Here is a 23,918-nt window from a genome sequence, read left to right on the forward strand (position 1 = left end):
TCCATTGAAAATTCTCGTTACAGGGGGAGCCGGGTTTATTGGAAGCCATCTTGCTGCCAAATTGCTTACGCATGGGCACGACGTGGCGGTCATTGATAATTTTCATCCTTATTACCCGGTGGAACGAAAAAATCGGCAATTTCGTGCGTTAACGGGAGGAAATCTTCCTGTTTATCGCATTGATTTATTGGATGGAGAAAAAACGGAAGAACTGTTTCGTTGCTATCAGCCGGACTGTGTATATCATTTAGCGGCGCTGCCCGGTGTTCCCAATTCGCTTCTTAAGCCGCTCGATTATGTCGATTATGACATCAAAGCGACGATTAACGTGCTAAAGGCGGCGGGGGAAGCCGGAGTCGGGCATTTGTTATTCGCCTCTTCCTCGTCCGTCTACGGCAACCAAGGTAACGTACCGCTGAAAGAAGAGATGGCAACGGGAGAAGTCGTTTCGCCATATGCCGCCGCAAAATACGGAGCGGAGTCGTTTTGCTATGCGTATGCCCACCTATTCGGCTATCAGGTGACGATTTTTCGCTATTTTACCGTATACGGCCCGTGGGGCCGACCGGATATGGCAATCAGCAAGTTTATCCGCCATCTATTACATGGCGAAGAGATTGTCGTGTACGGAACGAACACAGCAAGAGACTATACGTTTGTGGACGATGTCGTCAGCGGAATGATAGCGGCGCTCGACCGTCGCGGCGGAAATGATGTGTTTAATTTAGGATCGGGACGCCCAATCACGATGGAGCGCTTGCTGCAAGAACTTAAAACGCATTTTCCAACGATGAAGGTGAGATACGCTCCGGAGCGAAAGGGAGATGTGAAAGCGACATGGGCGGACATTACGAAAGCACAGCGGGCGTTCGGATACAAACCAAGTGTAACGTTCGAGGACGGGCTTGCGCGGACGATCGCGTGGGCAAGGACGTATGAAACGTAAGCACGCAGCAATAGCGGTGAGGCTGGTCGGAGCCGGGCTTGTCCTTGTTTTTCTATGGCTGACATACCGCTATTTCGATGGAGAAGCGCTTCTTAGGCAGCTCCACCTGCTTCTTCAAAGACCGAACACGCTGGCATGGATGTTGATCATATACGGCGCTTCCTTTTGGCTAAGGGCGCTGGCATGGAAGTCATACGTGGGAAAACCAATTTCTTTGATTGTATACGCCAAAGGCATCTTTTTCAGTTTACTTATTAATCATATCGTTCCGTTCAAAGTAGGCGATATTGCCCGTGTGGCTGTTTTAGCAAAACAAAAGGACGTTTCCGTCGATGAAGCGGTTCACTCGGTGGCGGTGATGCGACTTTTGGACATGCTTGTTTTATGTCTTTTGTCCGCATGGGGAATGTATGCATACGTCCATCGCTTTCCTGCAACAAACGCAACGGTTATTGGTGTTGTCGGAATAATCGGCGCAGCTGCAATTGCTGTTTTGTTGTCACGCAAATCGGATGCAGAATGGATTCGTAAACACCATCACATGATAAAAAGCGCATTAAGAGGAAAACGCGGCGTTTATATGGTGGGAATGATTGCGCTCAGCTGGCTGTGTGAGGCGGTTGTCATTTATGAGATGACCAACATGCTTGGGATGTCGTTAACATTTTTAGAATCTGTGTGGGTCAACAGCATTACTGTTTCTGGCCAAGTGTTTCAAATCGCTCCAGGCGGGCTGGGGACGTATGAAGCGGTAATGGCATTTGCGATTACGAGAATTGCACCGGACTGGAACAGCGCGTATATGGCGGCGATGATGACCCATGCGTTCAAATTTGTTTTTTCTTATTTAGTAGGTATGGCCATCCTGCTTATGTCTCCAAGAGATATTTCGTTCGTCTGGGCGGCTTGGAAAAAAGGAAGGGAGAAACAATGAAAGAAGCTTCAACATTTGAAAAAGTGGCGGCGCGATGTTGGAATTTGCTGAATGAGGGAAAACCGTTTACGCCGATTTTCGTTATCGGGACGATGACGATCTACCATCTTGCCAATTTCGGCACCATCGAGCATATGAAGCACTGGTTCTTAGGTTTTCTCGCGGCGCTTCCGCTTTTTGTCATCTATTATATGTACGACTATCCGTTATTTTTGCGAAATTATTTATGGATTCCATACGTTGTGTTTTTAATCGTTTGGCAGTTTGCCGACCTTAAGCTGCTAGGCCTAGCGCTGGGGCTATATTTTTTCTTTACTGTCTTTTTTTGGGGAACGCTTTACTATCATTTGCGCATTGGTACGTCATGGTGGAATTTTACCCGTTTTTGGAAGTTAGTGCTGAAAAATAGCGATTCGACAAGCGGAAACGCGCAAGAACAGCTGCCGAAATTTTTGTTGCTTTTGTCGATTTGGCAATATGTATATGTGCAACTGGAGGGGGAAGCAGGCGATCTTTCTTTTGCCGGCTTTGCGCTCTATTATGCGGGTGTCTTTTTGTTTTCTTTCATTTTGCACAGCCAGTTATTTGATTGGAAGCCAAAAATCATTCCGACATATACCAATAATGCCTGCGTTCCAAAAGAGCCAATCAATGAGAAAGTCATTGTGATCGTCATCGACGGCATGCGGAAAGATCGGTTTGAGCAAGCCAATGCGCCATTTTTAAAACGGCTGCGCCAGCAAGGAACGGAATTTACGCAAATGGAGACGGTTTATCCGGCACGGACGGTCGTTTGTTTTACTTCGATGTTCACCGGCACATATCCGTTTGAACACGGCATCCGCTCTAATATGGTATGGAAGCTTGGCATCAAGGTAGAAAGCATTTTTGATTCACTAAGAAAAGTTGGAAAAACGGGGCGGCTGCTTGGCATTGCTCATCTCGTCGATTCGTTTGGAGATGATGTCGAAACGGTGACAGCGGTCATGCATAATGACGTAGCTGACCGCAACATCATCGAACGCGCCAAACGCATTATGGAGGAGCAAGATCCTGATTTGCTCATTGTTCAATTAATTGCCACGGACCAAACGGGACACAGCCGCGGTGTATTATACGAGGAATATCTTCAAAAAATAGAAGAAGCGGACGCGCTTATCAAGGAGTACGTCGAGTGGCTCGAACAGAAAGGAAAATTAAAAAACACAACGTTAATCATTTGCGCCGATCATGGACAAGCAGACGGCATCGGCGGACACGGGCATTTGGATGAAGGAGAGCGGTTTGTGCCATTCTTCTTATATGGGCCGGCGATTGAGCGAGGAAAGCGAATCGATGAAAAGAAAAGTTTGGTGTCCGTGGCGCCGACGATTGCTTATTTGCTGGGAGCCCCGTATCCGAGTCATAGTCGCGGTCCCGTGTTAATCGAAGCGATTCGAAAGAGGGAGAAACATGAAGGAACAGAAAGTGATCGTCTTTTTACCAGCGTATAACGAAGAACAATCGATTGGCGAAGTCATTCGCAAGATCCCTCGCCATTTTCATCCTTGTGTGGATGTGAAAGTGTTAGTCATTGATGACGGTTCGACCGATAAAACAGTAGCAGTCGCAAAAGAAGCAGGCGCTGATTACATTTATCAAATGCCAGAAAACCGTGGACTTGGTGCCGCTGTACGCCAAGGATTGCGGGAATGTCTCCGCCTCGGTGCGGATATCGGCGTTATGATTGATGCGGACAATGAATATCCGGCAGAACAAATCCCGGATTTGCTTGCTCCGATTTTTGCGGGAGAAGCGGACTATACGATGGGTTCGCGCTTTCTTGGCACGATTCGCGGGATGAAATGGCATCGCCGTCTTGGCAATTATTTCTTTACGTTTCTGCAATCGCTTCTTCTTCGCACATGGATTTATGACGGGCAATCCGGAATGCGGGCTTTTTCGCGGCAAGCGATGGAACATGCGGAAATCATCCATGATTATAACTACGCACAAGTGCTTACGTTAAATTTAGTCCGCAAAGGGTTTCGCATAAAAGAAGTACCGATTCGCTATCAGGTGCGGACAACGGGGCAGTCATTTATTAAATTTCGCGCCTATGTCACGGCCGTTCTCCCAGCAATTTGGAAAGAAATGCAGCGGCCGGTGAAAAAAGTAGTGATTGATGAAGACGCCCATCGCCTTCCAAGCATAGCGGAAAAACAATGTTCGTAGCCCCTTTCCTTTTCATGAACAGGAAAGGGAATTTTTTTCATTAATATATTGACATAGAAGATGATAATCATTATCATTGATAATGTAGGAGGAGAATGAATAATGAGGCGATTTTGTTTGTTTTTTTCTCTAGCACTGATATTGATTCTCAATAGTATTCCGACTTCTGCTTTTGCGTACTCCTATGGCGACCCGAATGAAGAAAAAGTAGCGGAAGTTTATAAACAAATGGCGGAAAAGTTAAATGAGCAGCCGCCAAACTTTGCGGAGGCGCGCAAAATTTTCGAAACGGTCAAAGAGGAAATTGATATGCATATGGGAACGGAGCCTTCGCAAGCAGTGCTATCGGCGCTCGACAAAAAGGATAAAGAAGTTGTTTTGAAAAATATGGAAAAAATCCTTGTTTTAAATATCGCAAGACGATTGGAAAATATCGAGAAAAATTTTGAACAGTATGATACGAGCAAACGGCTATTGGCAAAGGCATTTGCTACATACGAAGCGCTTTCCCCGATTGTGCAAGGCAAAGATGCAGCTCTTGATAAACGGCTAAGAGACGAATTCAATAAAGCGCTGCAATCGCTAGGAAACCCTGGGTTGTTTGGTGTCGGCGAGAAGAAAGCGGATATGGAGCAATTTAAGAAAAGCAAGGAAACGATTTTAACGTCATTGCAAAAGCAATTTGGGTTGAAAAGTTTGAAGGTAGGGCATTTTTCGGAAAGTGCAACGGAAAAGCCGCAAGAAGTAGAGAAAAAAGAATGGACGGACTTATCCAAGTTAAAAAACTGGATTCCGATTGCGATTCTTATTGTTGTGATTGCCGGGGTTGTCGTGTATTCATGGCGCCGCAAGCGGGCATAACGTGTGGAAACAAAGGGGGAAATATGCGATGGAAGTTCAAGCGCTGTTAATTACGTTTCGCGAAGCGCTCGAAGCGCTGCTGATTGTCGGGATTATTACGTCTTATTTAAAGCGCGTTGACCACCAAGAATATACGAAGTACGTCTGGCTTGGTGCTGGCTTGGCGGTTTTAGCGAGCTTTGGTGTCGCGATTCTTTTCCAAGTCGTGTTCACTGGATTTGCCGCGATGGGAAGCGAAACGTATTTAAAGATCGGCATTATGTTTGTTTCGGCGATTTTGCTGACACAAATGGTCTTTTGGATGGCCGAACATAGCCGTAATATGAAAAAAAGCGTCGAAGGAAAAATGGACCAATTTATTACGACCGGCAATGTCGTTGGAATGGTCATCCATTCGTTTTTAGTCGTGCTCCGTGAAGGTGTCGAAACGGTCTTTTTCTTTGCCGCGATTACCCACGGAAACATCGGTGCGGCGATGCACGGATGGGGAGCGGCGACAGGAATTGCGATTGCGGCGATCGTCAGCTACCTTTTCTTCAAAGGAACGATGCGCGTCCCGCTAAAGACGTTCTTTAAAGTTACCGGAGCGTTCATCGTATTGATTGCGGCGGGGCTGCTTGTGCAAGGCATTTCCATGCTCCAAGATTTAAATATCATCGGCAGCGTGATGCCGCATGTATATGATTTAACATGGTTGCTTCCGGAACACCCGATTGATTATGAACATTATCTTCGTGATCACGGCGTCGCGCCTGTCTTTTCCGGAGAGGTGGGCGTGTTTTTAAAAGCACTCTTTGGCTATTCGTCCATGCCATCGCTGGAAGAAGTCATCGCCTATATTGGATATTTTGTCGTGATTTATTTATTAGTTACAAACCGTAATACAAATAAGAAAAATGTCGAGCAAACAAAAACCATCGTTCAAGCGCTTGAACCAAAAACGAAAAAGGTGATGTAAAAAGTGCAAGACATGATTGTCTTGTGCTTTTTCTTATTTTATAAATGGTTAAGGTGAGAAAGATAATGAAACATTTTCTAGGAAATAAACGATTTTTGTCATATTTTAGTTTCATTATGTTAGCAAGTTTGTTCTTGCTGGAAATATACTATGCGAGTCCTTATGCGGCGACATGGGATCAAGTCGATTTTGCCTTGGCGTTAGACCGTTATGATTTATTGGCCATGCAGCCGCATTTTCCGGGCTATCCGTATTTAGTGTTAGGCGGCATGTTTATTCATGTGTTTGTTGGCAATCCGGCAAAAGCGCTATCTGTCTTTAATGCCATTGCATTGTTTTCGGCAACGATTCCGATCGTTCTTCTGTTAAAAAAGCATTTCCCGACTTCCATGTCATTGTTCATTAGCGCGCTCCTCCAATCGGCAAGCTATATCATGGTGATTGCCGGCCAGCCGATGTCGGACGGCGCGGCACTGGCGGTGCTGTGGTGGTATTTTTGGTCCATCGAATTGGCAAGAAAGCGCGATGCATGGTGGATACAGCTGCTTCCGCTTGCCTTGTTCAGCCTGTTAATGGGAATCCGTTTGTCGTATGCTCCATTTGCGGTGGCGGTTTTGTTTTTATGGTACGAAGATTGGAAAAAACATCGCAACGTCCGCCGAATCATTTGCTTTTTGACAGCGGCTGTCTTTTTCCAATTTATTTGGATCACAGCGGTCGCGGTGGCGGAAGGAAGTTTTCAATCCTTTTTCAAACTGGCTCTCTCATTTACGAGCGGCCATTTCGAGAAATGGGGAGGAACAGCGGCAAGCGGCGGGCAGCCGTTATGGGAGCGAGTGATTTATTTTTTCTTTTATAATATTTTATGGACAGGGATAGCAAGTCAAAACGTGATCCTGCTTTTTTTGTATATGGTTGTATGGACAGTGATATGGCGATCAAGAAAGTCTCCGTTTCCGCGCTGGTTTCTTGTTTCTGGATTTGTTTATTTTCTTTGGGCGTTATTTGCGCAAAATATTGAGAAACCGCGGCACATTCTCCCGCTTGTTCATCTTGTTTTGTTGTACGGCTGGATTTGCTTTGTCCGCAATCATATGTCTATGTACCGATGGAGCCTAGCGATGGTGGTGTTAGCCGTGCAATTCGTAACGGGGACATGGCATATGCGCGAGCAAGCATTACAGTTGCCGGCAACCTATCAGTTAGCGTATGATTTACAAAACAGTAAAGAGAAATTCGTTCTGTACACATGGGAAGAAACGCGTGTGCTACAATACCTAGATGTGGACTTTCCCCATAAGGATGTTTTGCACTTTTCATTTTTTTTACAAGACAAAGAGAACTATCAACATGCTAAAATTTATATGACTGACCATGTTGTGAAAGGATTTCGGGCGCAAGGAGTTTCCCTTGCCGGCCATTTGCGGAGAGTGAAAACATATCGTTCCAGCACGCTGGCAGATCCAGTATACGGAAACATTACGCTGTATGAATGGATGAATTAATTTGATGGAGTGATTATGATGCATGATCACTTAAAAGAAAAATTAGCCGTGCTTCCGGAGCAGCCGGGATGTTATTTGATGAAGGATAAAAACGGCACAGTGATATACGTCGGAAAGGCAAAAGTGCTGAAAAACCGCGTGCGCTCGTATTTTACCGGCACGCACGACGGAAAAACGCTGCGGCTTGTCAACGAAATTGCCGATTTCGAATATATTGTCACTTCTTCGAACATTGAAGCGCTCATTTTGGAAATGAACTTAATTAAAAAGTACGATCCGAAATATAATGTGATGCTTAAGGGCGACAATAGTTATCCGTTTATTAAGATTACCGCGGAGAAGCATCCTCGCTTAATCATTACGCGAAAAGTGAAAAAAGACGGCGGAAAATATTTCGGACCGTATCCGCATGTACAGGCGGCAAACGAAACGAAGAAACTGTTAGACCGCATTTATCCGCTGCGTAAATGCTCGACCATGCCGAACCGCGTTTGTTTATATTACCATATGGGACAATGTCTTGCGCCGTGCGTGTATCCGGTGTCCGAACAGCAAAATAAAGAAATCGTTGAACAAATCGTTCGCTTTTTAAACGGTGGGTATAAAGAAGTAAAAGAAGAGCTTGCGAAAAAGATGATAAAAGCGGCTGAAGCGCTCGAATTTGAACGGGCGAAAGAATACCGTGATCAAATCGCCCATATTGAGGCAACGATGGAAAAGCAGAAGATGACCATGAACGATTTTGTTGATCGTGATGTGTTCGGTTATGCCTATGACAAAGGTTGGATGTGCGTACAAGTATTTTTCATTCGTCAGGGAAAACTGATTGAGCGTGATGCATCGATGTTTCCGATGTATCAAGACCCAGATGAGGAATTGCTGACGTTTTTAGGACAGTTTTATTCAAAAGCGAACCACTTTAAACCGAAAGAAGTCATTTTGCCTGCTGACATTGACGGCGAGCTTGCTGAACAGCTTCTAGAAGTAACGGTCGTTCAGCCGAAAAGAGGTAAGAAAAAAGAACTGGTTGATTTGGCCAGCAAAAATGCGGCAATTGCTTTGAAAGAAAAATTTTATTTAATTGAGCGGGACGAAGAACGAACGATCAAAGCGGTAGAAAACTTAGGAAAAATATTAGGGATTCCGACGCCGCATCGCATTGAGGCGTTTGACAATTCCAATATTCATGGAGCTGATCCTGTTTCGGCGATGGTTGTCTTTATCGATGGAAAGCCGGAGAAAAAAGAGTATCGAAAATATAAAGTCAAAACGGTAGAAGGACCGGATGACTATGAATCGATGCGCGAGGTGGTAAGAAGACGTTATACTCGCGTGCTAAAAGAAGGTCTCCCTCTTCCCGATTTGATTATTATTGACGGTGGAAAAGGGCATTTAGCTGCGGTAAGGGATGTGCTTGAAAACGAATTAGGACTTGATATTCCGCTCGCTGGGCTTGCAAAAGACGACAAGCATCGCACATCCGAGTTAATCATGGGAGATCCGCCGCAAGTCGTTCCATTAGAGCGAAACAGTCAAGAGTTTTATTTATTGCAGCGCATCCAAGACGAGGTGCATCGGTTTGCGGTTACATTTCACCGGCAAACGCGTGGAAAAACGATGTTTCATTCTGTGTTAGATGACATTCCTGGCGTTGGGGAAAAACGAAAAAAAGCGTTATTAAAGCATTTCGGGTCCATTAAAAACATGAAAGAAGCAACGGTCGAAGAATTGCAAAAAGCGAACATTCCGCGCCCTGTTGCCGAAAAAATTTATAAGAAATTGCGGGAGTAGTATTGTCAATAGCATAAAAATTTGATATCATTGCCCTAAATTTCATATTTATACACTTCCAAACGCCGAAGTGAAGATAGAGGTGCGAACTTCAAGAGTACACATTCGGAGGAAAATGAGTTCCGAAGACGGATGTGGAAAGGGGAGCGTCGCCGAAGTGGAAAAAGTCTCATTGCTTTTTCCGCTGGTCCTGCGTTTAAGAAATGTAGGACTGTCAAGATGTGATTCATCTTGGAGAGCTATCTCACTGTGCGGGGCGAATTCGTTTTTTCGTTTCGTGATGCACAGCAATGAGATTTCTCTCATTGCTGTTTTTTTATTTTATAAATTAGGCAAAAGGGTGAGACGAAATGGGAATTATCGTACAAAAATTTGGCGGAACGTCTGTTGGTTCCATCGAAAGAATTCAACATGTGGCGAATCGGGTGATTGAGGAAGCCCAAAAGGGAAATGACGTTGTCGTTGTTGTTTCGGCAATGGGAAAAACGACCGATGAGCTTGTCAACTTAGCGAAACAAATCTCCAATCATCCTAGCAAGCGGGAAATGGATATGCTTCTTTCGACGGGGGAACAAGTGAGCATTGCGCTTCTTGCAATGTCGCTTCATGAAAAAGGATATAAAGCTGTTTCGTTGACAGGATGGCAAGCGGGAATTACGACGGAAGAAATGCACGGCAATGCCCGCATTATGAACATAGATACAACGAGAATCCGCCGCTACCTTGACGAAGGGGCGATTGTGATCGTTGCTGGGTTTCAAGGAGTGACGGAAACAGGGGAGATCACCACGCTCGGCCGCGGCGGTTCTGATACGACGGCGGTGGCGCTGGCTGCGGCGTTAAAAGCAGAGAAGTGCGATATTTATACGGACGTAACCGGCGTGTTTACGACCGACCCGCGTTATGTAAAAACAGCAAGAAAAATAAAAGAGATTTCCTATGATGAAATGCTTGAGTTAGCCAATTTAGGGGCAGGAGTATTGCATCCGCGCGCCGTTGAATTTGCGAAAAACTATGAAGTGCCGCTGGAAGTGCGTTCGAGCATGGAAAACGAAAGAGGAACGATGGTAAAGGAGGAAGTTTCGATGGAGCAGCATTTAATCGTACGGGGAATTGCATTTGAAGATCAAGTAACGAGAGTGACAGTGGATGGAATCGAAAATAGTTTACATGCATTGCCGACCATTTTTACGGCGCTTGCCAATCGTGGCATCAATGTAGATATTATTATTCAAAATGCGACGAATTCCGAAACAGCGTCTGTTTCTTTTTCGATTCGCACGGAAGATTTGCCGGAAACGCTTCAAGTGCTGCAAGCGCTGGAAGGCGCCGACGTTCACTATGAAAGCGGCTTGGCGAAAGTATCGATCGTTGGCTCTGGCATGATTTCAAACCCGGGGGTGGCGGCGCGCGTGTTTGAAGTATTGGCGGATCAAGGAATTGAAATCAAAATGGTTAGTACATCAGAAATTAAAATTTCCACGGTCATTGACGAAAAATATATGGTTTCGGCCGTCGAGGAGCTTCACGAAGCATTCGGGCTTGCCGAAGAAGCGGCAGCGGTGCGCTCGTAAAAATGACAGAAGCCTGCGCTCGCAGGCTTCTTACCATTATTCTATCTCTTGTTTGCGGTCCCATTTAATGATAATGAGTACTTTATTTGGCCGCTTTTTCTGTTGTTCAAATGCTTCGGTGACGAGGCGCTTTTGTTGCTCGATTTGTTGGGCGAGAAATCCTGCTTCGAGCTGGAAGGTACAATGTTCATGAAGGGCAAGCCGCGCATCAATAATAGCGCCGGACAGCTCCACATGAAGTTCGTCTTTGCGTTCTTCAACAATGGACAGTGTCCCCCAGCCAGCTTTTTCAAAAAAAGTAATGATATCGGACACCGTTTCGAGCGGGAAGCGGCGCGCTAAACTTTTTCCGGCCCAGTATAAAATGCTGGCGGTTTCTTTTCCCAACAATTCCGGAAGGAGAATTTGCCGAATGAGTTCCGTACCGAATGCAGAAATAGCAATGTTTTCTAATGTTTTATATTGTTCTTCTAGTGTTGGCAGTTTCACATGATTCCCCTCTTTCTATCCATTCCTCATTATAGCGAAATGGAGGGGAACGTGCATTATCTTTTTTTCGCTGCCGTTTTCACATGTAAATGTTTGAACATTTTGTGACTTTGTTTTCTTGACGCTTGTACAATGTGGGAGTACAATGAATGTGACACAATGATTCATGGAAATGGAAGCCGTTACATTCCACTCATTGTGGATGGGGAGCACATGATTTTTCACTGTTTATTCATTAAAGGGGGTTTACATATGGCAGGAAATCGCGAATTTTATTACCGTCGGCTCCATTCGCTGTTAGGAGTCATTCCAGTAGGAGTCTTTTTAGTACAACATTTAGTCGTAAACCATTTTGCGACGAGAGGACCAGAGGCGTTTAACCGGGCGGCTTCTTTTATGGACAATTTACCGTTCCGCTATTTGCTAGAAATATTCGTTATTTTCCTTCCACTGCTGTTCCATGCCATTTACGGCCTTTATATCGCTTTTACAGCGAAATTTAATGTCGGAAATTACGGATATTTCCGTAACTGGATGTTTATGTTACAGCGGATCACCGGAATTATCACATTAATTTTTGTGACATGGCATGTGTATGAAACGCGCGTTCAAGCTGCGTTTGGAGCGGAAGTAAACTACGAAATGATGGCCAATATCGTAGACAATCCGGTTATGCTTGGCTTTTATATTGTCGGAATTTTGTCAACGGTTTTCCACTTTGCCAACGGTTTATGGTCTTTCTGCGTAAGCTGGGGGTTAACGGTGTCTCCTCGTTCACAACAAGTTTTCACTTATTTAACGATGATTATTTTTGTCGCACTTTCCATTGTCGGCATTCGTGCCATTTTAGCATTTGCCTGATCGACAACTAGCAATCTTTTAGGGAGTGAGTAGCAATGAAAAAAGGAAAAATCATAGTAGTTGGCGGCGGTCTAGCTGGTCTAATGGCAACAATTAAAATCGCAGAAGCAGGGGTACCTGTAGAATTGTTCTCGCTTGTGCCTGTAAAGCGGTCTCACTCTGTCTGTGCGCAAGGCGGGATTAACGGCGCGGTAAATACAAAAGGAGAAGGCGATTCTCCTTGGGAACATTTTGACGATACCGTATACGGCGGCGACTTTTTGGCGAACCAGCCTCCAGTAAAAGCGATGTGTGAGGCAGCGCCGAGCATCATTTATATGCTTGACCGCATGGGAGTCATGTTCAACCGTACTCCTGAAGGGTTGCTCGATTTCCGTCGCTTTGGTGGAACACAGCACCACCGTACTGCCTACGCAGGAGCAACGACAGGCCAGCAAATTTTGTATGCGCTTGATGAACAAGTGCGTCGCCATGAAGTAGCTGGGCTTGTAACGAAATATGAAGGATGGGAATTTTTGGGTGTTGTCTTAGACGACGAACAAATTTGCCGCGGCATTGTCGCACAAGACTTAAAGTCAATGGAAATTAAAGCGTTTCCTGCGGACGCAGTCATTATGGCGACAGGCGGGCCGGGAGTCATTTTCGGCAAATCGACGAACTCCATCATCAATACCGGTTCGGCCGCATCGATCGTCTATCAACAAGGTGCATATTATGCAAACGGAGAGTTTATCCAAATTCACCCGACGGCGATTCCGGGAGACGATAAATTACGTTTAATGAGTGAATCTGCCCGTGGTGAGGGCGGAAGAGTCTGGACGTATAAAGACGGAAAGCCGTGGTACTTCCTTGAAGAAAAATATCCGGCTTACGGAAACCTTGTCCCTCGTGATATTGCTGCCCGGGAAATTTTCCATGTCTGCGTCGACTTGAAGCTTGGCATCAACGGCGAAAACATGGTATATCTTGATCTTTCCCATAAAGATCCGAAAGAGCTCGATGTCAAACTAGGCGGTATTATCGAAATTTATGAGAAATTTATGGGCGAAGATCCTCGCAAAGTGCCGATGAAAGTATTCCCGGCTGTACACTATTCGATGGGCGGCTTATGGGTCGATTATGATCAAATGACAAACATTAAAGGATTGTTCGCCGCTGGTGAGTGCGATTATTCGATTCACGGTGCGAACCGTCTTGGGGCTAACTCCTTATTATCAGCGATTTTCGGTGGTATGGTCGCTGGTCCAAACGCGGTTCGGTATATTCGTGGCTTAGAAAAATCATCCGATGCAATGCCATCGTCGTTATACGACCGTTACGTAAAACAGGAAGAAGAGCGTTGGAACAACATCTTGTCCATGGATGGAACAGAAAACGCATATGTGCTTCATAAAGAACTTGGCGAATGGATGACAGCAAACGTGACGATCGTCCGCTACAATGATAAGCTGTTGAAGACAGACGAAAAAATTCAAGAACTGCTCGAGCGCTATAAAAATATCAGCGTAACCGATACATCCAAATGGAGCAACCAAGGAGCGACATTTATCCGCCAGTTGTACAACATGCTTCAACTCGCTCGCGTTATTACATTAGGCGCATACAACCGTAATGAAAGCCGCGGTGCGCACTATAAACCAGAGTTTCCGGAGCGCAATGACGAGGAATGGCTCAAAACAACGATGGCTCGCTACACTCCGGATGGCCCAGCGTTCCATTACGAAGATGTCGATGTATCGTTAATTAAGCCACGTAAACGCGACTACTCGAAAAAGAAAGAGGAAGTGAAATAGACCATGAGCGAGAAAAAAACGGTTCGATTTATTGTAACACGTCAAGATCGTCCTGATTCTGCGCCATACGAAGAAGAATTTGAAATCCCGTACCGTCCAAATATGAACGTCATTTCTGCGCTGATGGAAATTCGCCGCAATCCGGTGAACGCCAAAGGGCAAAAAACAACTCCAGTTGTATGGGAAATGAACTGTCTTGAGGAAGTATGCGGCGCTTGTTCGATGGTCATTAACGGCAAACCGCGGCAAGCGTGTACGGCGTTAATTGATCAGTTAGAGCAGCCAATCCGTTTGGAGCCAATGCGCACGTTCCCAGTTGTGCGCGACTTACAAGTCGACCGCAGCCGCATGTTTGATTCGCTGAAAAAAGTAAAAGCATGGATTCCGATTGATGGAACGTACGACTTAGGCCCTGGTCCGCGCATGCCAGAACGAAAACGGCAATGGGCATACGAACTGTCGAAATGTATGACATGCGGCGTATGTTTAGAAGCATGTCCAAACGTCAACAGCAAATCCAACTTTATCGGCCCAGCTCCGCTGTCACAAGTTCGTCTCTTTAATGCCCATCCGACAGGCGCGATGCATAAAGCAGAGCGGCTGAGAGCAATCATGGGAGACGGCGGTTTGGCGAACTGCGGCAACTCGCAAAACTGTGTGCAATCCTGTCCAAAAGGTATTCCGCTCACGACGTCCATTGCCGCGCTAAACCGTGAAACAACGATTCAAATGTTCCGTGATTTCTTTGGAAGTGATGAAGTATAATTATAAAAATCCCCTTCATGGTTTTCATGAAGGGGATTTTTATTTAGAAGACACAGGCGATGAAGCAAATCATGGGGTGATGGGATGTGACAAATGCTTCAACAGTCCCAGGTGATGGCACTTGTATAGAAAAAACACCTATTTTTCTATTAGATAAACGAAATTCCGTCACCGCAACCCTCGTTTTCACATACTATATGGTGAGTAAATACCCATCCGGTAGTTCAGGTCTAGTGAAGCAAGGAGGGTTACAACACTTGAAGGACAAATCGTTTCAACCAAAGTCGTTGCTGACAAAAAGAGAGAAAGAGGTATTTGAATTATTAGTACAAGATAAGACGACAAAGGAAATTGCGCAAGAATTGTTTATTAGCGAAAAAACGGTTCGCAACCACATTTCGAATGCAATGCAAAAGCTTGGAGTAAAGGGGCGCTCGCAAGCTGTTATTGAATTGCTTCGAATGGGGGAGCTTGAACTATAAACAATGCCGGCTTACCTTATTTTTAAGGTGGCCGGTTTGTTATCTTTTTTGACCACAATCGCAAAACGGTTCTTTCTTCGTTATATTGGCAAATGGAAATAGATGAATTTTTTTATTGATTATGGGGAAAAGTGGTGTAAAATGAAATATATCGAATTATGTCGAACAACGTAAAGGAATTTGGTTGTCTGACATCATTCTTGCATTTTTTAAAAAAACCGTTAAAAATAATAAATGTAGTTTTGTAGGAGAGATTGTATGCCGTTTTCGATGGATGAAAAGGCCGTCGCTGAATTGGAAAAGCTGCTTCGGTACATTGCTGCGAATTTAAAGCAGCGCGGCCGTGAAATTTTAACGCAATATCCAATCACGCCGCCGCAATTTGTCGCGTTGCAGTGGCTGTTGGAAGAAGGAGACTTGACAATTGGCGAATTATCACACAAAATGTATTTGGCATGCAGCACAATAACGGATTTAGTAGACAGAATGGAACGAAACGGGCTTGTTGCTAGAGTAAAAGATAAGCATGATCGACGGGTTGTACGCATTCATCTCCTTGAAAAAGGAGAGCGCATTATTGAGGAAGTGATTGCAAAGCGTCAACATGACTTGGCGCAAGTGTTGCAAAATTTTTCTGACGAAGAAATTGTTTTTTGGAAAAATGCTTACGTAAATTGCATCAAGAAATAAAGAAAGAATGAGGGCGATCACTTGGAAAGACCAATCGGTGTTATTGATTCAGGAGTCGGCGGATTAACGGTTGCAAAAGAAATTATGCGACAATTACCAAAAGAACGGATTATTTATCTTGGAGATACGGCGCGTTGTCCATATGGACCGCGTCCGGAGGAAGAAATTCGTCAATTCACATGGGAAATGACGAATTATTTATTGCAGTATAATATTAAAATGTTGGTGATTGCTTGTAATACGGCAACGGCAGTCGTATTAGACGAAATTCGGGAACAGCTTGATATTCCGGTATTAGGCGTAGTCCATCCCGGGGCGCGTGCGGCGTTAAAAATGACGAAAAACGGACATATCGGTGTGATCGGTACGGTTGGTACGGTAAAAAGCGGTGCGTATGAAAAGGCGCTAAAGTCCATTAACCATCGAGTTCATGTCGAAAGTTTAGCATGTCCAAAGTTTGTTCCGCTTGTAGAGAGTGGAAATTTCGAAGGAGAAGAAGCAAGAAAAATAGTTGCTGAATCACTTGAGCCGTTTAGATCAAGCGATATTGATGTCCTTATTTTAGGATGCACCCATTATCCTTTGTTAAGCCCGTTGATCAAAGAATATATGGGAAAACGCGTCAAGCTGATTTGCTCCGGGGTTGAAACAGCACGCGAAGTGAGCGCGATTTTGCACCACAGCCATCTGCTTTATACAGGGCAGCGTGAGGAGAAACATTTATTTTTCACAACCGGGCCGAAGGAGCTGTTCCAAAAAATTGCATCGAAATGGTTTGGAAAACCAGTCGAATGCGTACAAACGATTGAATTATAAAAAAATCCTTTAGCGTCAAAGCTAAAGGATTTTTTTATTCTATTTTTCAAAAAGGCTCGTATACATAGTAGTACAAACTATGAGTAGGAGGGGACTTTCATGTTTAATCGGAGAACATGGAAATTAGCCGCATCCGTTGTGACATCGCTGTTATTGCTTAGTGGCTGTGGATTATTTGAAAAGAAAGAGGGAATAAAAGAAATTGATCCGCCGCAAGATGTCAGTTACTTAAAAGATGGCCAAAAGCTGCAAGAAGCAACGAAAGATAACGAGGGAAAACAGACGAAAGAAAAAGCAACGGAAACCGTTAAACGCGAACTTTACTTAATTGATAAAAATGGCTTTGTCGTACCGCAAACGGTAGAATTGCCAAAAACAGACGCTGTAGCGAAGCAAGTGTTGGAATATTTAGTCGAAGACGGCCCTGTTTCTGAAATATTGCCAAATGGATTCCGCGCTGTATTACCAGCAGATACGCGTGTATTAGGAGTGAAGCTTGAGAAAGACGGCACCATTATTGCTGATTTCTCACCAGAATTCAAAAATTATAAGCCAGAAGACGAGAAAAAAATTTTACAGGCCATTACGTGGACGCTGACACAATTTGATAATGTAAAAAGAGTCAAAATTCGTATTAACGGCTATGACCAGGATGTGATGCCAGTTAACAAAACTCCTATCCAAGGCGGGGTCAGCCGTGCGGATGGAATTAATATCGATGCTAGCGGCGTCAATGACATTACAAACACTCACCCAGTTACCGTCTATTTTGTCGCGCAGCAAGGAAATGAAACGTACTACGTTCCAGTAACACGGCGCGTGTCCAATAAAGAAAAAGACAATATTACTGCTGTAGTGAATGAGTTAATTAAAGGTCCGGGCTACGGCAGCGGACTTGCGAGCGGGTTTCAGCCAGATACGAAGCTATTGGAAAAACCAAAATACGAAGATGGAAAAGTAACATTGAATTTTAACGAAGCGATTTACGGCAGCAATAAGAAAAATGTGATTGCTGACGATGTATTAAACTGCCTTGTTTTGTCGCTAACGGAGCAAAAAGGAGTGGAAAGTGTTGCCATTACAGTAAATGGAAAAGCCAATCTAGTAAGAGAAGACGGCAACCCGCTATCCAAACCGGTAACAAGACCAACAAATGTGAACACAGGCAGCTTCTAAGCAAAAAGTTTTATATTGTGTCAGAAAAATAAGGGGTAAACGCAATGGAGCGGCTGGCAGTTAGAGGCAATATTATGATATAAAAAAGAGGTAGGCGGTGTTCTACCTCTTTCTTTTTATGGTAAAGGAGGCTTTCTCATGAGGATCGATGGCAGAGACAACAAGCAATTACGCCCTGTATATATGGAAAAACATTTTATTAAACATGCAGAAGGATCTGTATTGATTACTGTTGGCGATACGAAAGTCATTTGTACGGCGAGCATCGATGATAAAGTGCCGCCGTTTATGCGCGGCGGCGGCAAAGGATGGATTACGGCGGAATATGCAATGCTGCCGCGGGCGACGGAGCAGCGGAATGTTAGGGAGTCCAGCAAAGGAAAAGTGTCAGGGCGCACGATGGAAATCCAGCGTCTGATCGGAAGAACGCTTCGTTCCGTCGTGCAATTGGACAAGCTGGGCGAAAAAACAGTATGGATTGACTGCGACGTCATTCAAGCAGACGGGGGGACGCGGACCGCATCGATTACAGGAGCATACGTAGCAATGGTATTGGCGTTTGCTAAATTAGTCGAGGAAAAGAAACTGGACGAACTTCCTGTCCATGATTTCCTCGCGGCAACATCTGTCGGAATCGATCCGGAGCATGGTATTATTCTCGATTTAAACTACAGCGAAGATGCACGTGCCGAGGTTGACATGAACGTGGTGATGACAGGGGCGGGACGTTTTGTTGAAATTCAAGGGACAGGAGAAGAAGCGACGTTTTCCCGCGAGCAATTAAATGAGCTGTTAGATACGGCGCAACTCGGCATTCAGCAGCTGATTGAAATTCAGCGGAGTACGTTAGGAGAGATTGCGGCGCAAATTGACATGAAACGAAACGGAGAAGGTGGAAGTGCATCATGAAACAAGTCATTATCGCGACAAAAAACGCAGGAAAAGCGCGAGAGTTTCAAGCGCTTCTTGAAAAAAGAGGGATTGAAGTAAAATCGCTTCTTAATTTTTCTAATTGCCCTGATGTAGAAGAAACAGGGAGCACATTTGTCGAAAATGCGATACTAAAAGCGGAAGCGATGTCCCGCTATTTCAACACGGCGGTCATTGCCGACGATTCCGGTCTGTCGATTGATGCGTTAGGCGGAAGGCCAGGAGTGTATTCCGCCCGCTACGCCGGAGAAGAAAAGAACGATCAAAAAAACATCGCCAAAGTGTTATCAGAGTTAGAAGGGGTTCCTTTCGCAAAGCGAACCGCCCGTTTCCATTGCGCGCTTGCCGTTGCCGCCCCAGGACGGCGCACCGCGGTCGTCGAGGGAACGTGCGAAGGATACATTGCCGAAAAGCCGCAAGGAGAAAATGGGTTTGGCTATGATCCGATTTTTTATATCCCGCAAAAAGGAAAAACGATGGCACAATTATCGCCAGAAGAGAAAAATCAAATTAGCCATCGGGCCAAAGCGCTGGAAAAATTAGATAAACAGTGGGATGAAATCATAAGCGGCAAGGAGTAAGAGAATGATGAAAGCATTAATTGTCAGCGATAGCCATGGATTAACGAAAGAATTAGAGGAAATTGCGGAGCGCCACCGGCATGAGGTAAACGCGTTCATTCATTGCGGAGATTCGGAATTGTCCCCTGATCAGAAAGAAATCGAACGCTTCTTCATCGTGCGCGGAAATTGCGATTTCACCGCCGCATTTCCAAACGAGCGGATCGAAGAGGTGGAAGGCATCCGCTTTTTCATCACTCACGGCCATCTCTATAACGTCAAAACGTCGTTGCTGAATTTGTACTATCGGGCCAAAGAGACAAAGGCCAACGTCGTATGTTTCGGCCATTCCCATATCGCGGGAGCCGAAAAAATCGATGATATTTTGTTTATCAATCCAGGCAGCATCTTATTGCCAAGAGTGCGAAAAGAAAAGACATACGCGCTATTGCAAATAGAAAACGGAAAAGCAACCGTGCAATTTTACGACCTTAATGGAAAGGAAATACCGTCTTTTGCAAAAACATTCACCATGTGAGCGGGGCATTTCCCCGCTTTCTCCATCTTGACTTCACTAAAAAACTTTTTTATAATATACACTGTCTTTGACAAATAATTAAATTTTCATGTCACTATTGAGTTGTCTCGACGCATCCGGCTTCCTTGAACCAGCTGGTAGAGGAAGAGGCAGTCAACAAAAAAATTAAGAGTGTAATACATCATGTCCCAGTAGCTCAGCTGGATAGAGCAGCGGCCTTCTAAGCCGTCGGTCGGGAGTTCGAATCTCTCCTGGGACGCTGAACGAAAACCTCCTTTTCGGTAAACCGAAAAGGAGGTTTTCACTTTTATGTGGGCAAAAAAATTTTTTAGCGGTGGAAAACCATTGATTCTATCAATATGTAAGCGCATACAAATAGTCTAACGAATCGAAATATTCAAAAAATAGTATTGACTCCCTCTTCTTTTCGGATTATTATAATTTTCAAATAAATGAAACGAATCCATCATCATCGAGATGCTGGATGAATGAAAGTGTCGCACTTATCAAGGAAGAGGGGAACAAAATTGAGTGAACAATGGATCTTTTTAAACGGCGAATTTGTGACAAAAGAGAACGCAAAAATTTCCGTGTACGATCATGGCTTCTTGTATGGCGACGGTGTCTTTGAAGGCATTCGCGTCTATAGCGGCAACGTATTTCGATTGCATGAGCATATAGATCGCCTATACAATTCCGCTAAATCGATTTTACTCACGATTCCTTATACGAAAGAAGAAATGATCGATTATATTATCGAAACGATACGAAGAAACCAATATCAAGATGCCTACATTCGCCTTGTTGTTTCACGCGGAGTCGGCGACTTAGGACTCGACCCATATCGATGCAAAACACCGCAAGTAGTGATTATTGTCGAACCGCTAGCATTGTTCCCTAAACATTTATATGAAACAGGGATTGAAGTAGTGACAGTAGCAACGCGAAGAAATCGCTCAGATGTGCTCAGTCCGAAAGTAAAATCGCTGAACTATTTGAATAACGTCCTTGTCAAAATCGAAGCCCATCTTGCGAATGTAAGCGAAGCGTTAATTTTAAACGATCAAGGGTATGTTGCCGAAGGCTCAGGAGACAATGTTTTTATCATTAAAGACCAAGTCGTCTATACACCGCCTGGATATGTCGGAGCGCTCGAAGGAATTACGCGCCAAGCGATCATCGAGATTGCCCAAGATCTTGGCTATGTCGTAAAAGAAGAGCCGTTTACCCGCCATGATGTTTATGTAGCCGATGAAGTCTTTTTAACCGGAACGGCCGCTGAAGTGATCGCCGTGGTGAAGGTCGATGGACGTGTCATCGGTGAAGGAGTTCCAGGACCGCATACAAAGCGGCTGCTAGAAGAATTTAGACGCCGCGTCGTTTCCGAAGGGGTAAAAGTATATCCGACGAATGCGAATGTCGGATAATGAACCATGATAATTTGATGAGAAAAAGCGTCGACGAGGATAAGTAGTCAGCGGGGACAACATCCACAGAGAGCCGGGGGAGCTGGAAACCGGTGATGTTGCCGCTTGATGAACTCACCTCTGAGCGCCAGCCTGAACGTCATGCGGCTAGTAGGGTTGGACGGGTGGGGCAGCATTTGCTTCACTCGTTACTAAAAAGAGCAATTGGACTCTTTCCAATTGCTCCTGAGGTGGTCGGTATGACCACGAAGAAGGGTGGTACCGCGGAAAGGAAACCTTTTCGCCCCTTTGACCGAAGCAAAGTAGGTCATAGTGGGTGAAAAGGTTTTTTTCATATGTGATGAAAAAGACAGGGGAGGATGGAGCATGACGAGGATGAAAGTGGAGGAAAAGGCGAAGCAAAAAATGGAAATGAGCGGAGCGCTGATGCTCGTCGAAGCATTAAAGGCGGAAAAGGTAGAAGTGATTTTCGGATATCCGGGCGGGGCCGTGCTGCCGCTTTATGACCAGTTATATCGATCGGGAGTGTTCCACGTATTAACAAGGCATGAACAAGGAGCGATTCATGCAGCCGAAGGATATGCGCGCATTTCCGGGAAGCCAGGGGTGGTGATCGCTACATCAGGCCCGGGAGCAACAAACATTGTGACAGGTTTAACAGACGCAATGATGGATTCGTTGCCGCTTGTTGTATTTACCGGCCAAGTGGCAACCAGCGTCATCGGATCGGATGCGTTTCAAGAAGCGGATGTCGTCGGGATTACGATGCCAATCACGAAACATAATTATCAAGTTCGCGATATTAGTGAGCTGCCAAAAATTATTAAAGAGGCGTTCCACATTGCTACAACTGGCAGACCTGGCCCGGTGCTCATCGATATTCCAAAAGACATTACGACAGCAAAGGGAGAGTTTGATTATGAACAAGAAGTTCATTTGCCGGGCTATCAGCCGACCACCCAGCCGAACCACTTGCAAATCCGGCGTCTTGTCGAAGCGGTCAGCCAATCAAAAAGGCCGGTTATTTTAGCTGGGGCAGGAGTATTGCACGCCAATGCTTCCAATGAATTGCGGCAATATGCGGAACAACAAAACATCCCGGTTGTTCATACATTGCTAGGATTAGGCGGATTTCCGGCCGATCATCCACTGTTTTTAGGCATGGCCGGCATGCACGGCACGTACACGGCGAACATGGCGCTTTATGAATGTGATTTGCTGATTAATATCGGAGCAAGATTCGATGATCGCGTAACAGGAAACTTAAAATATTTCGCACCAAAGGCGACGGTGGCCCACATTGATATTGATCCGGCGGAAATCGGGAAAAACGTGCCGACAAAAATTCCGATTGTCAGCGATGCAAAAGCAGCCTTGCAAGAATTAATTCATCAACAAGGAAAGCCGGCGGACACAAGCGCATGGCTGCGCCAGCTAAATGAATGGAAACAGCGATTTCCGCTTTATTACGAAGAAGATGGGCAAACGATTAAGCCGCAAAAACTAGTGGAAATGATTTATGAATTAACGAACGGGGAAGCCATTATTACTACCGACGTTGGCCAGCATCAAATGTGGGCGGCGCAATACTACAAGTTTAATAAACCACATCGCTGGGTGACTTCCGGCGGGCTCGGAACGATGGGATTCGGCCTTCCGGCGGCGATCGGAGCGCAGCTTGCAGAAAGAAATGCTACGGTTGTTTCCATTGTCGGTGACGGCGGTTTTCAAATGACATTCCAAGAGTTATCGGTTATTCAAGAGCTGCAATTGCCAATTAAAGTAGTGATCGTCAATAATCAAGCGCTCGGCATGGTTCGTCAATGGCAAGAACTTTTTTACGAAAAACGATATTCCCATTCTCTCATTCCAAATCAGCCGGATTTTGTAAAACTAGCAGAAGCATACAATGTGCCGGGCTTCCGAGCGAAAACGGAGGCGGAAGCGATGGAGGTGCTGAAGAAAGCATTTGCGATCGACGGTCCGGTTTTACTTGATTTCCATGTGAAAGCGGATGAAAACGTCTATCCAATGGTCGCGCCTGGAAAAGGATTGCATGAAATGGTGGGGGTGAAAGCGTGCGGAGAATTATCACAATGACCGTCAATAACCGTCCTGGTGTTCTCAACCGCATTACCGGGTTATTTACCAAGCGGCATTATAACATTGAAAGCATTACCGTCGGACATACAGAAATCGAAGGAATTTCCCGCATGACCTTTGTCGTCAATGTTGAAGATGAGCGGATAGCCGAGCAAATTATTAAGCAGCTGAATAAGCAGATTGATGTGCTCAAAGTCAACGATATTACCGATCAAGCGATCGTTGCGCGCGAGTTGGCACTGGTGAAAGTATCCGTGACACCGGCGCTCCGCCAAGAGATTTATGCGCTTATTGAACCATTCCGCGCCTCCATTGTCGATGTAAGCAAAGATAGCCTTGTTATTCAAGTAACAGGCGAATCCGAAAAAGTAGAAGCGCTCATTGAATTATTGCGGCCTTATGGAATTAAAGAAGTGGCAAGAACAGGCACAACAGCGTTTACACGCGGCTCGCAAAAAACAGCCGCTACGCATAAAACAGCTTTCATTATCTAAAAAACGATGAA

General features: G+C 45.1%; 22 protein-coding genes, 1 tRNA gene, 1 pseudogene, 1 riboswitch and 1 other annotated feature. Of the genes and pseudogenes, 23 read left to right on the plus strand and 1 reads right to left on the minus strand.

Going from position 1 to position 23,918, the window contains the following annotated elements; genetic code table 11:
* Positions 1-4: 4 nt before the first annotated feature.
* From AC1WMD_RS04465 to AC1WMD_RS04505, 9 genes are all read left to right on the plus strand, one after another.
* The gene (locus AC1WMD_RS04465; RefSeq protein ID WP_494256091.1) at positions 5-946 is read left to right on the plus strand and encodes an NAD-dependent epimerase/dehydratase family protein; all 942 of its coding nucleotides are present in this window, start codon (positions 5-7) and stop codon (positions 944-946) included.
* Complete coding sequence (locus AC1WMD_RS04470; RefSeq protein ID WP_494256093.1) at positions 936-1,880, plus strand: lysylphosphatidylglycerol synthase transmembrane domain-containing protein; 945 nt, start codon at positions 936-938, stop codon at positions 1,878-1,880. Before AC1WMD_RS04465 ends, AC1WMD_RS04470 begins: the two co-directional genes overlap by 11 nt.
* Positions 1,877-3,373 (plus strand): alkaline phosphatase family protein, encoded by a 1,497-nt coding sequence (locus AC1WMD_RS04475; RefSeq protein ID WP_494256095.1) that lies wholly within the window; start codon positions 1,877-1,879, stop codon positions 3,371-3,373. The genes AC1WMD_RS04470 and AC1WMD_RS04475 overlap by 4 nt, the downstream gene beginning before the upstream one ends.
* Positions 3,333-4,094 carry a glycosyltransferase family 2 protein gene (locus tag AC1WMD_RS04480; RefSeq protein WP_494256098.1) on the plus strand — a complete coding sequence of 254 codons (762 nt, stop codon included), beginning with the start codon at positions 3,333-3,335 and terminating at the stop codon, positions 4,092-4,094. The genes AC1WMD_RS04475 and AC1WMD_RS04480 overlap by 41 nt, the downstream gene beginning before the upstream one ends.
* A 102-nt stretch (positions 4,095-4,196) precedes the next feature.
* Positions 4,197-4,955 (plus strand): hypothetical protein, encoded by a 759-nt coding sequence (locus tag AC1WMD_RS04485; RefSeq protein ID WP_043905688.1) that lies wholly within the window; start codon positions 4,197-4,199, stop codon positions 4,953-4,955.
* Positions 4,956-4,983: 28 nt separating this feature from the next.
* A complete protein-coding gene (locus AC1WMD_RS04490) occupies positions 4,984-5,913 on the plus strand; it encodes an FTR1 family iron permease (protein ID WP_494256101.1) in 930 nt (309 codons plus the stop codon).
* Between the two features lie 65 nt (positions 5,914-5,978).
* Positions 5,979-7,418: a nucleoporin-interacting protein gene (locus AC1WMD_RS04495; protein ID WP_043905686.1), complete on the plus strand. Its 1,440-nt coding sequence runs from the start codon at positions 5,979-5,981 to the stop codon at positions 7,416-7,418.
* A gap of 18 nt (positions 7,419-7,436) precedes the next feature.
* Positions 7,437-9,209 carry an excinuclease ABC subunit UvrC gene (gene uvrC / locus AC1WMD_RS04500; protein WP_494256293.1) on the plus strand — a complete coding sequence of 591 codons (1,773 nt, stop codon included), beginning with the start codon at positions 7,437-7,439 and terminating at the stop codon, positions 9,207-9,209.
* A gap of 69 nt (positions 9,210-9,278) precedes the next feature.
* Positions 9,279-9,459, plus strand: a riboswitch (Lysine riboswitch).
* Between the two features lie 100 nt (positions 9,460-9,559).
* Positions 9,560-10,783: an aspartate kinase gene (locus AC1WMD_RS04505; RefSeq protein ID WP_494256103.1), complete on the plus strand. Its 1,224-nt coding sequence runs from the start codon at positions 9,560-9,562 to the stop codon at positions 10,781-10,783.
* Between the two features lie 36 nt (positions 10,784-10,819).
* Here the strand turns inward: AC1WMD_RS04505 and AC1WMD_RS04510 are convergent, their stop codons facing one another.
* On the minus strand, positions 10,820-11,272 hold the full coding sequence (locus AC1WMD_RS04510) for a YslB family protein (protein WP_043905683.1): 453 nt from the start codon (positions 11,270-11,272) through the stop codon (positions 10,820-10,822).
* A gap of 252 nt (positions 11,273-11,524) precedes the next feature.
* On the opposite strand from AC1WMD_RS04510, the gene AC1WMD_RS04515 reads away from it, so the two are divergent.
* The 14 genes and pseudogenes from AC1WMD_RS04515 to ilvN all read left to right on the plus strand — a co-directional run bounded on the left by AC1WMD_RS04515 (position 11,525) and on the right by ilvN (position 23,907).
* The gene (locus tag AC1WMD_RS04515) at positions 11,525-12,133 is read left to right on the plus strand and encodes a succinate dehydrogenase cytochrome b558 subunit (RefSeq protein ID WP_043905682.1); all 609 of its coding nucleotides are present in this window, start codon (positions 11,525-11,527) and stop codon (positions 12,131-12,133) included.
* Between the two features lie 35 nt (positions 12,134-12,168).
* Positions 12,169-13,926, plus strand: coding sequence for a succinate dehydrogenase flavoprotein subunit (gene sdhA, locus AC1WMD_RS04520; RefSeq protein ID WP_043905681.1), 1,758 nt, complete (start codon positions 12,169-12,171; stop codon positions 13,924-13,926).
* A gap of 3 nt (positions 13,927-13,929) precedes the next feature.
* The gene (gene sdhB / locus AC1WMD_RS04525) at positions 13,930-14,691 is read left to right on the plus strand and encodes a succinate dehydrogenase iron-sulfur subunit (RefSeq protein WP_043905680.1); all 762 of its coding nucleotides are present in this window, start codon (positions 13,930-13,932) and stop codon (positions 14,689-14,691) included.
* Positions 14,692-14,948: 257 nt separating this feature from the next.
* Positions 14,949-15,173, plus strand: a complete 225-nt coding sequence (locus AC1WMD_RS04530; RefSeq protein ID WP_043905679.1) for a helix-turn-helix domain-containing protein — start codon at positions 14,949-14,951, stop codon at positions 15,171-15,173.
* Positions 15,174-15,431: 258 nt separating this feature from the next.
* Positions 15,432-15,874, plus strand: a pseudogene (locus AC1WMD_RS04535) (MarR family winged helix-turn-helix transcriptional regulator).
* A 10-nt stretch (positions 15,875-15,884) separates the two neighbouring features.
* Entirely contained in the window at positions 15,885-16,679 is a 795-nt protein-coding gene (racE, locus tag AC1WMD_RS04540; protein WP_043905677.1) for a glutamate racemase, read from the plus strand.
* A gap of 99 nt (positions 16,680-16,778) precedes the next feature.
* Positions 16,779-17,855, plus strand: a complete 1,077-nt coding sequence (locus tag AC1WMD_RS04545) for a GerMN domain-containing protein (protein ID WP_043905676.1) — start codon at positions 16,779-16,781, stop codon at positions 17,853-17,855.
* Positions 17,856-17,993: 138 nt separating this feature from the next.
* A complete protein-coding gene (gene rph, locus AC1WMD_RS04550; protein ID WP_043905675.1) occupies positions 17,994-18,764 on the plus strand; it encodes a ribonuclease PH in 771 nt (256 codons plus the stop codon).
* Entirely contained in the window at positions 18,761-19,366 is a 606-nt protein-coding gene (locus AC1WMD_RS04555) for an XTP/dITP diphosphatase (RefSeq protein ID WP_494256107.1), read from the plus strand. The genes rph and AC1WMD_RS04555 overlap by 4 nt, the downstream gene beginning before the upstream one ends.
* Before the next feature lie 7 nt (positions 19,367-19,373).
* Entirely contained in the window at positions 19,374-19,883 is a 510-nt protein-coding gene (locus tag AC1WMD_RS04560; protein WP_043906630.1) for a metallophosphoesterase family protein, read from the plus strand.
* A gap of 185 nt (positions 19,884-20,068) precedes the next feature.
* Positions 20,069-20,142 (plus strand) — tRNA-Arg (locus AC1WMD_RS04565).
* A gap of 268 nt (positions 20,143-20,410) precedes the next feature.
* The gene (gene ilvE / locus AC1WMD_RS04570; RefSeq protein WP_043905673.1) at positions 20,411-21,310 is read left to right on the plus strand and encodes a branched-chain-amino-acid transaminase; all 900 of its coding nucleotides are present in this window, start codon (positions 20,411-20,413) and stop codon (positions 21,308-21,310) included.
* 21 nt (positions 21,311-21,331) lie between these two features.
* Positions 21,332-21,601, plus strand: a binding site (T-box leader).
* A gap of 75 nt (positions 21,602-21,676) precedes the next feature.
* Positions 21,677-23,410 carry an acetolactate synthase large subunit gene (gene ilvB / locus AC1WMD_RS04575; RefSeq protein ID WP_043905672.1) on the plus strand — a complete coding sequence of 578 codons (1,734 nt, stop codon included), beginning with the start codon at positions 21,677-21,679 and terminating at the stop codon, positions 23,408-23,410.
* The gene (ilvN, locus tag AC1WMD_RS04580; RefSeq protein ID WP_043905671.1) at positions 23,389-23,907 is read left to right on the plus strand and encodes an acetolactate synthase small subunit; all 519 of its coding nucleotides are present in this window, start codon (positions 23,389-23,391) and stop codon (positions 23,905-23,907) included. Before ilvB ends, ilvN begins: the two co-directional genes overlap by 22 nt.
* Positions 23,908-23,918 lie beyond the last annotated feature (11 nt).

The sequence above is a fragment of the Parageobacillus sp. NEAU-HV-2 genome (assembly GCF_059115485.1).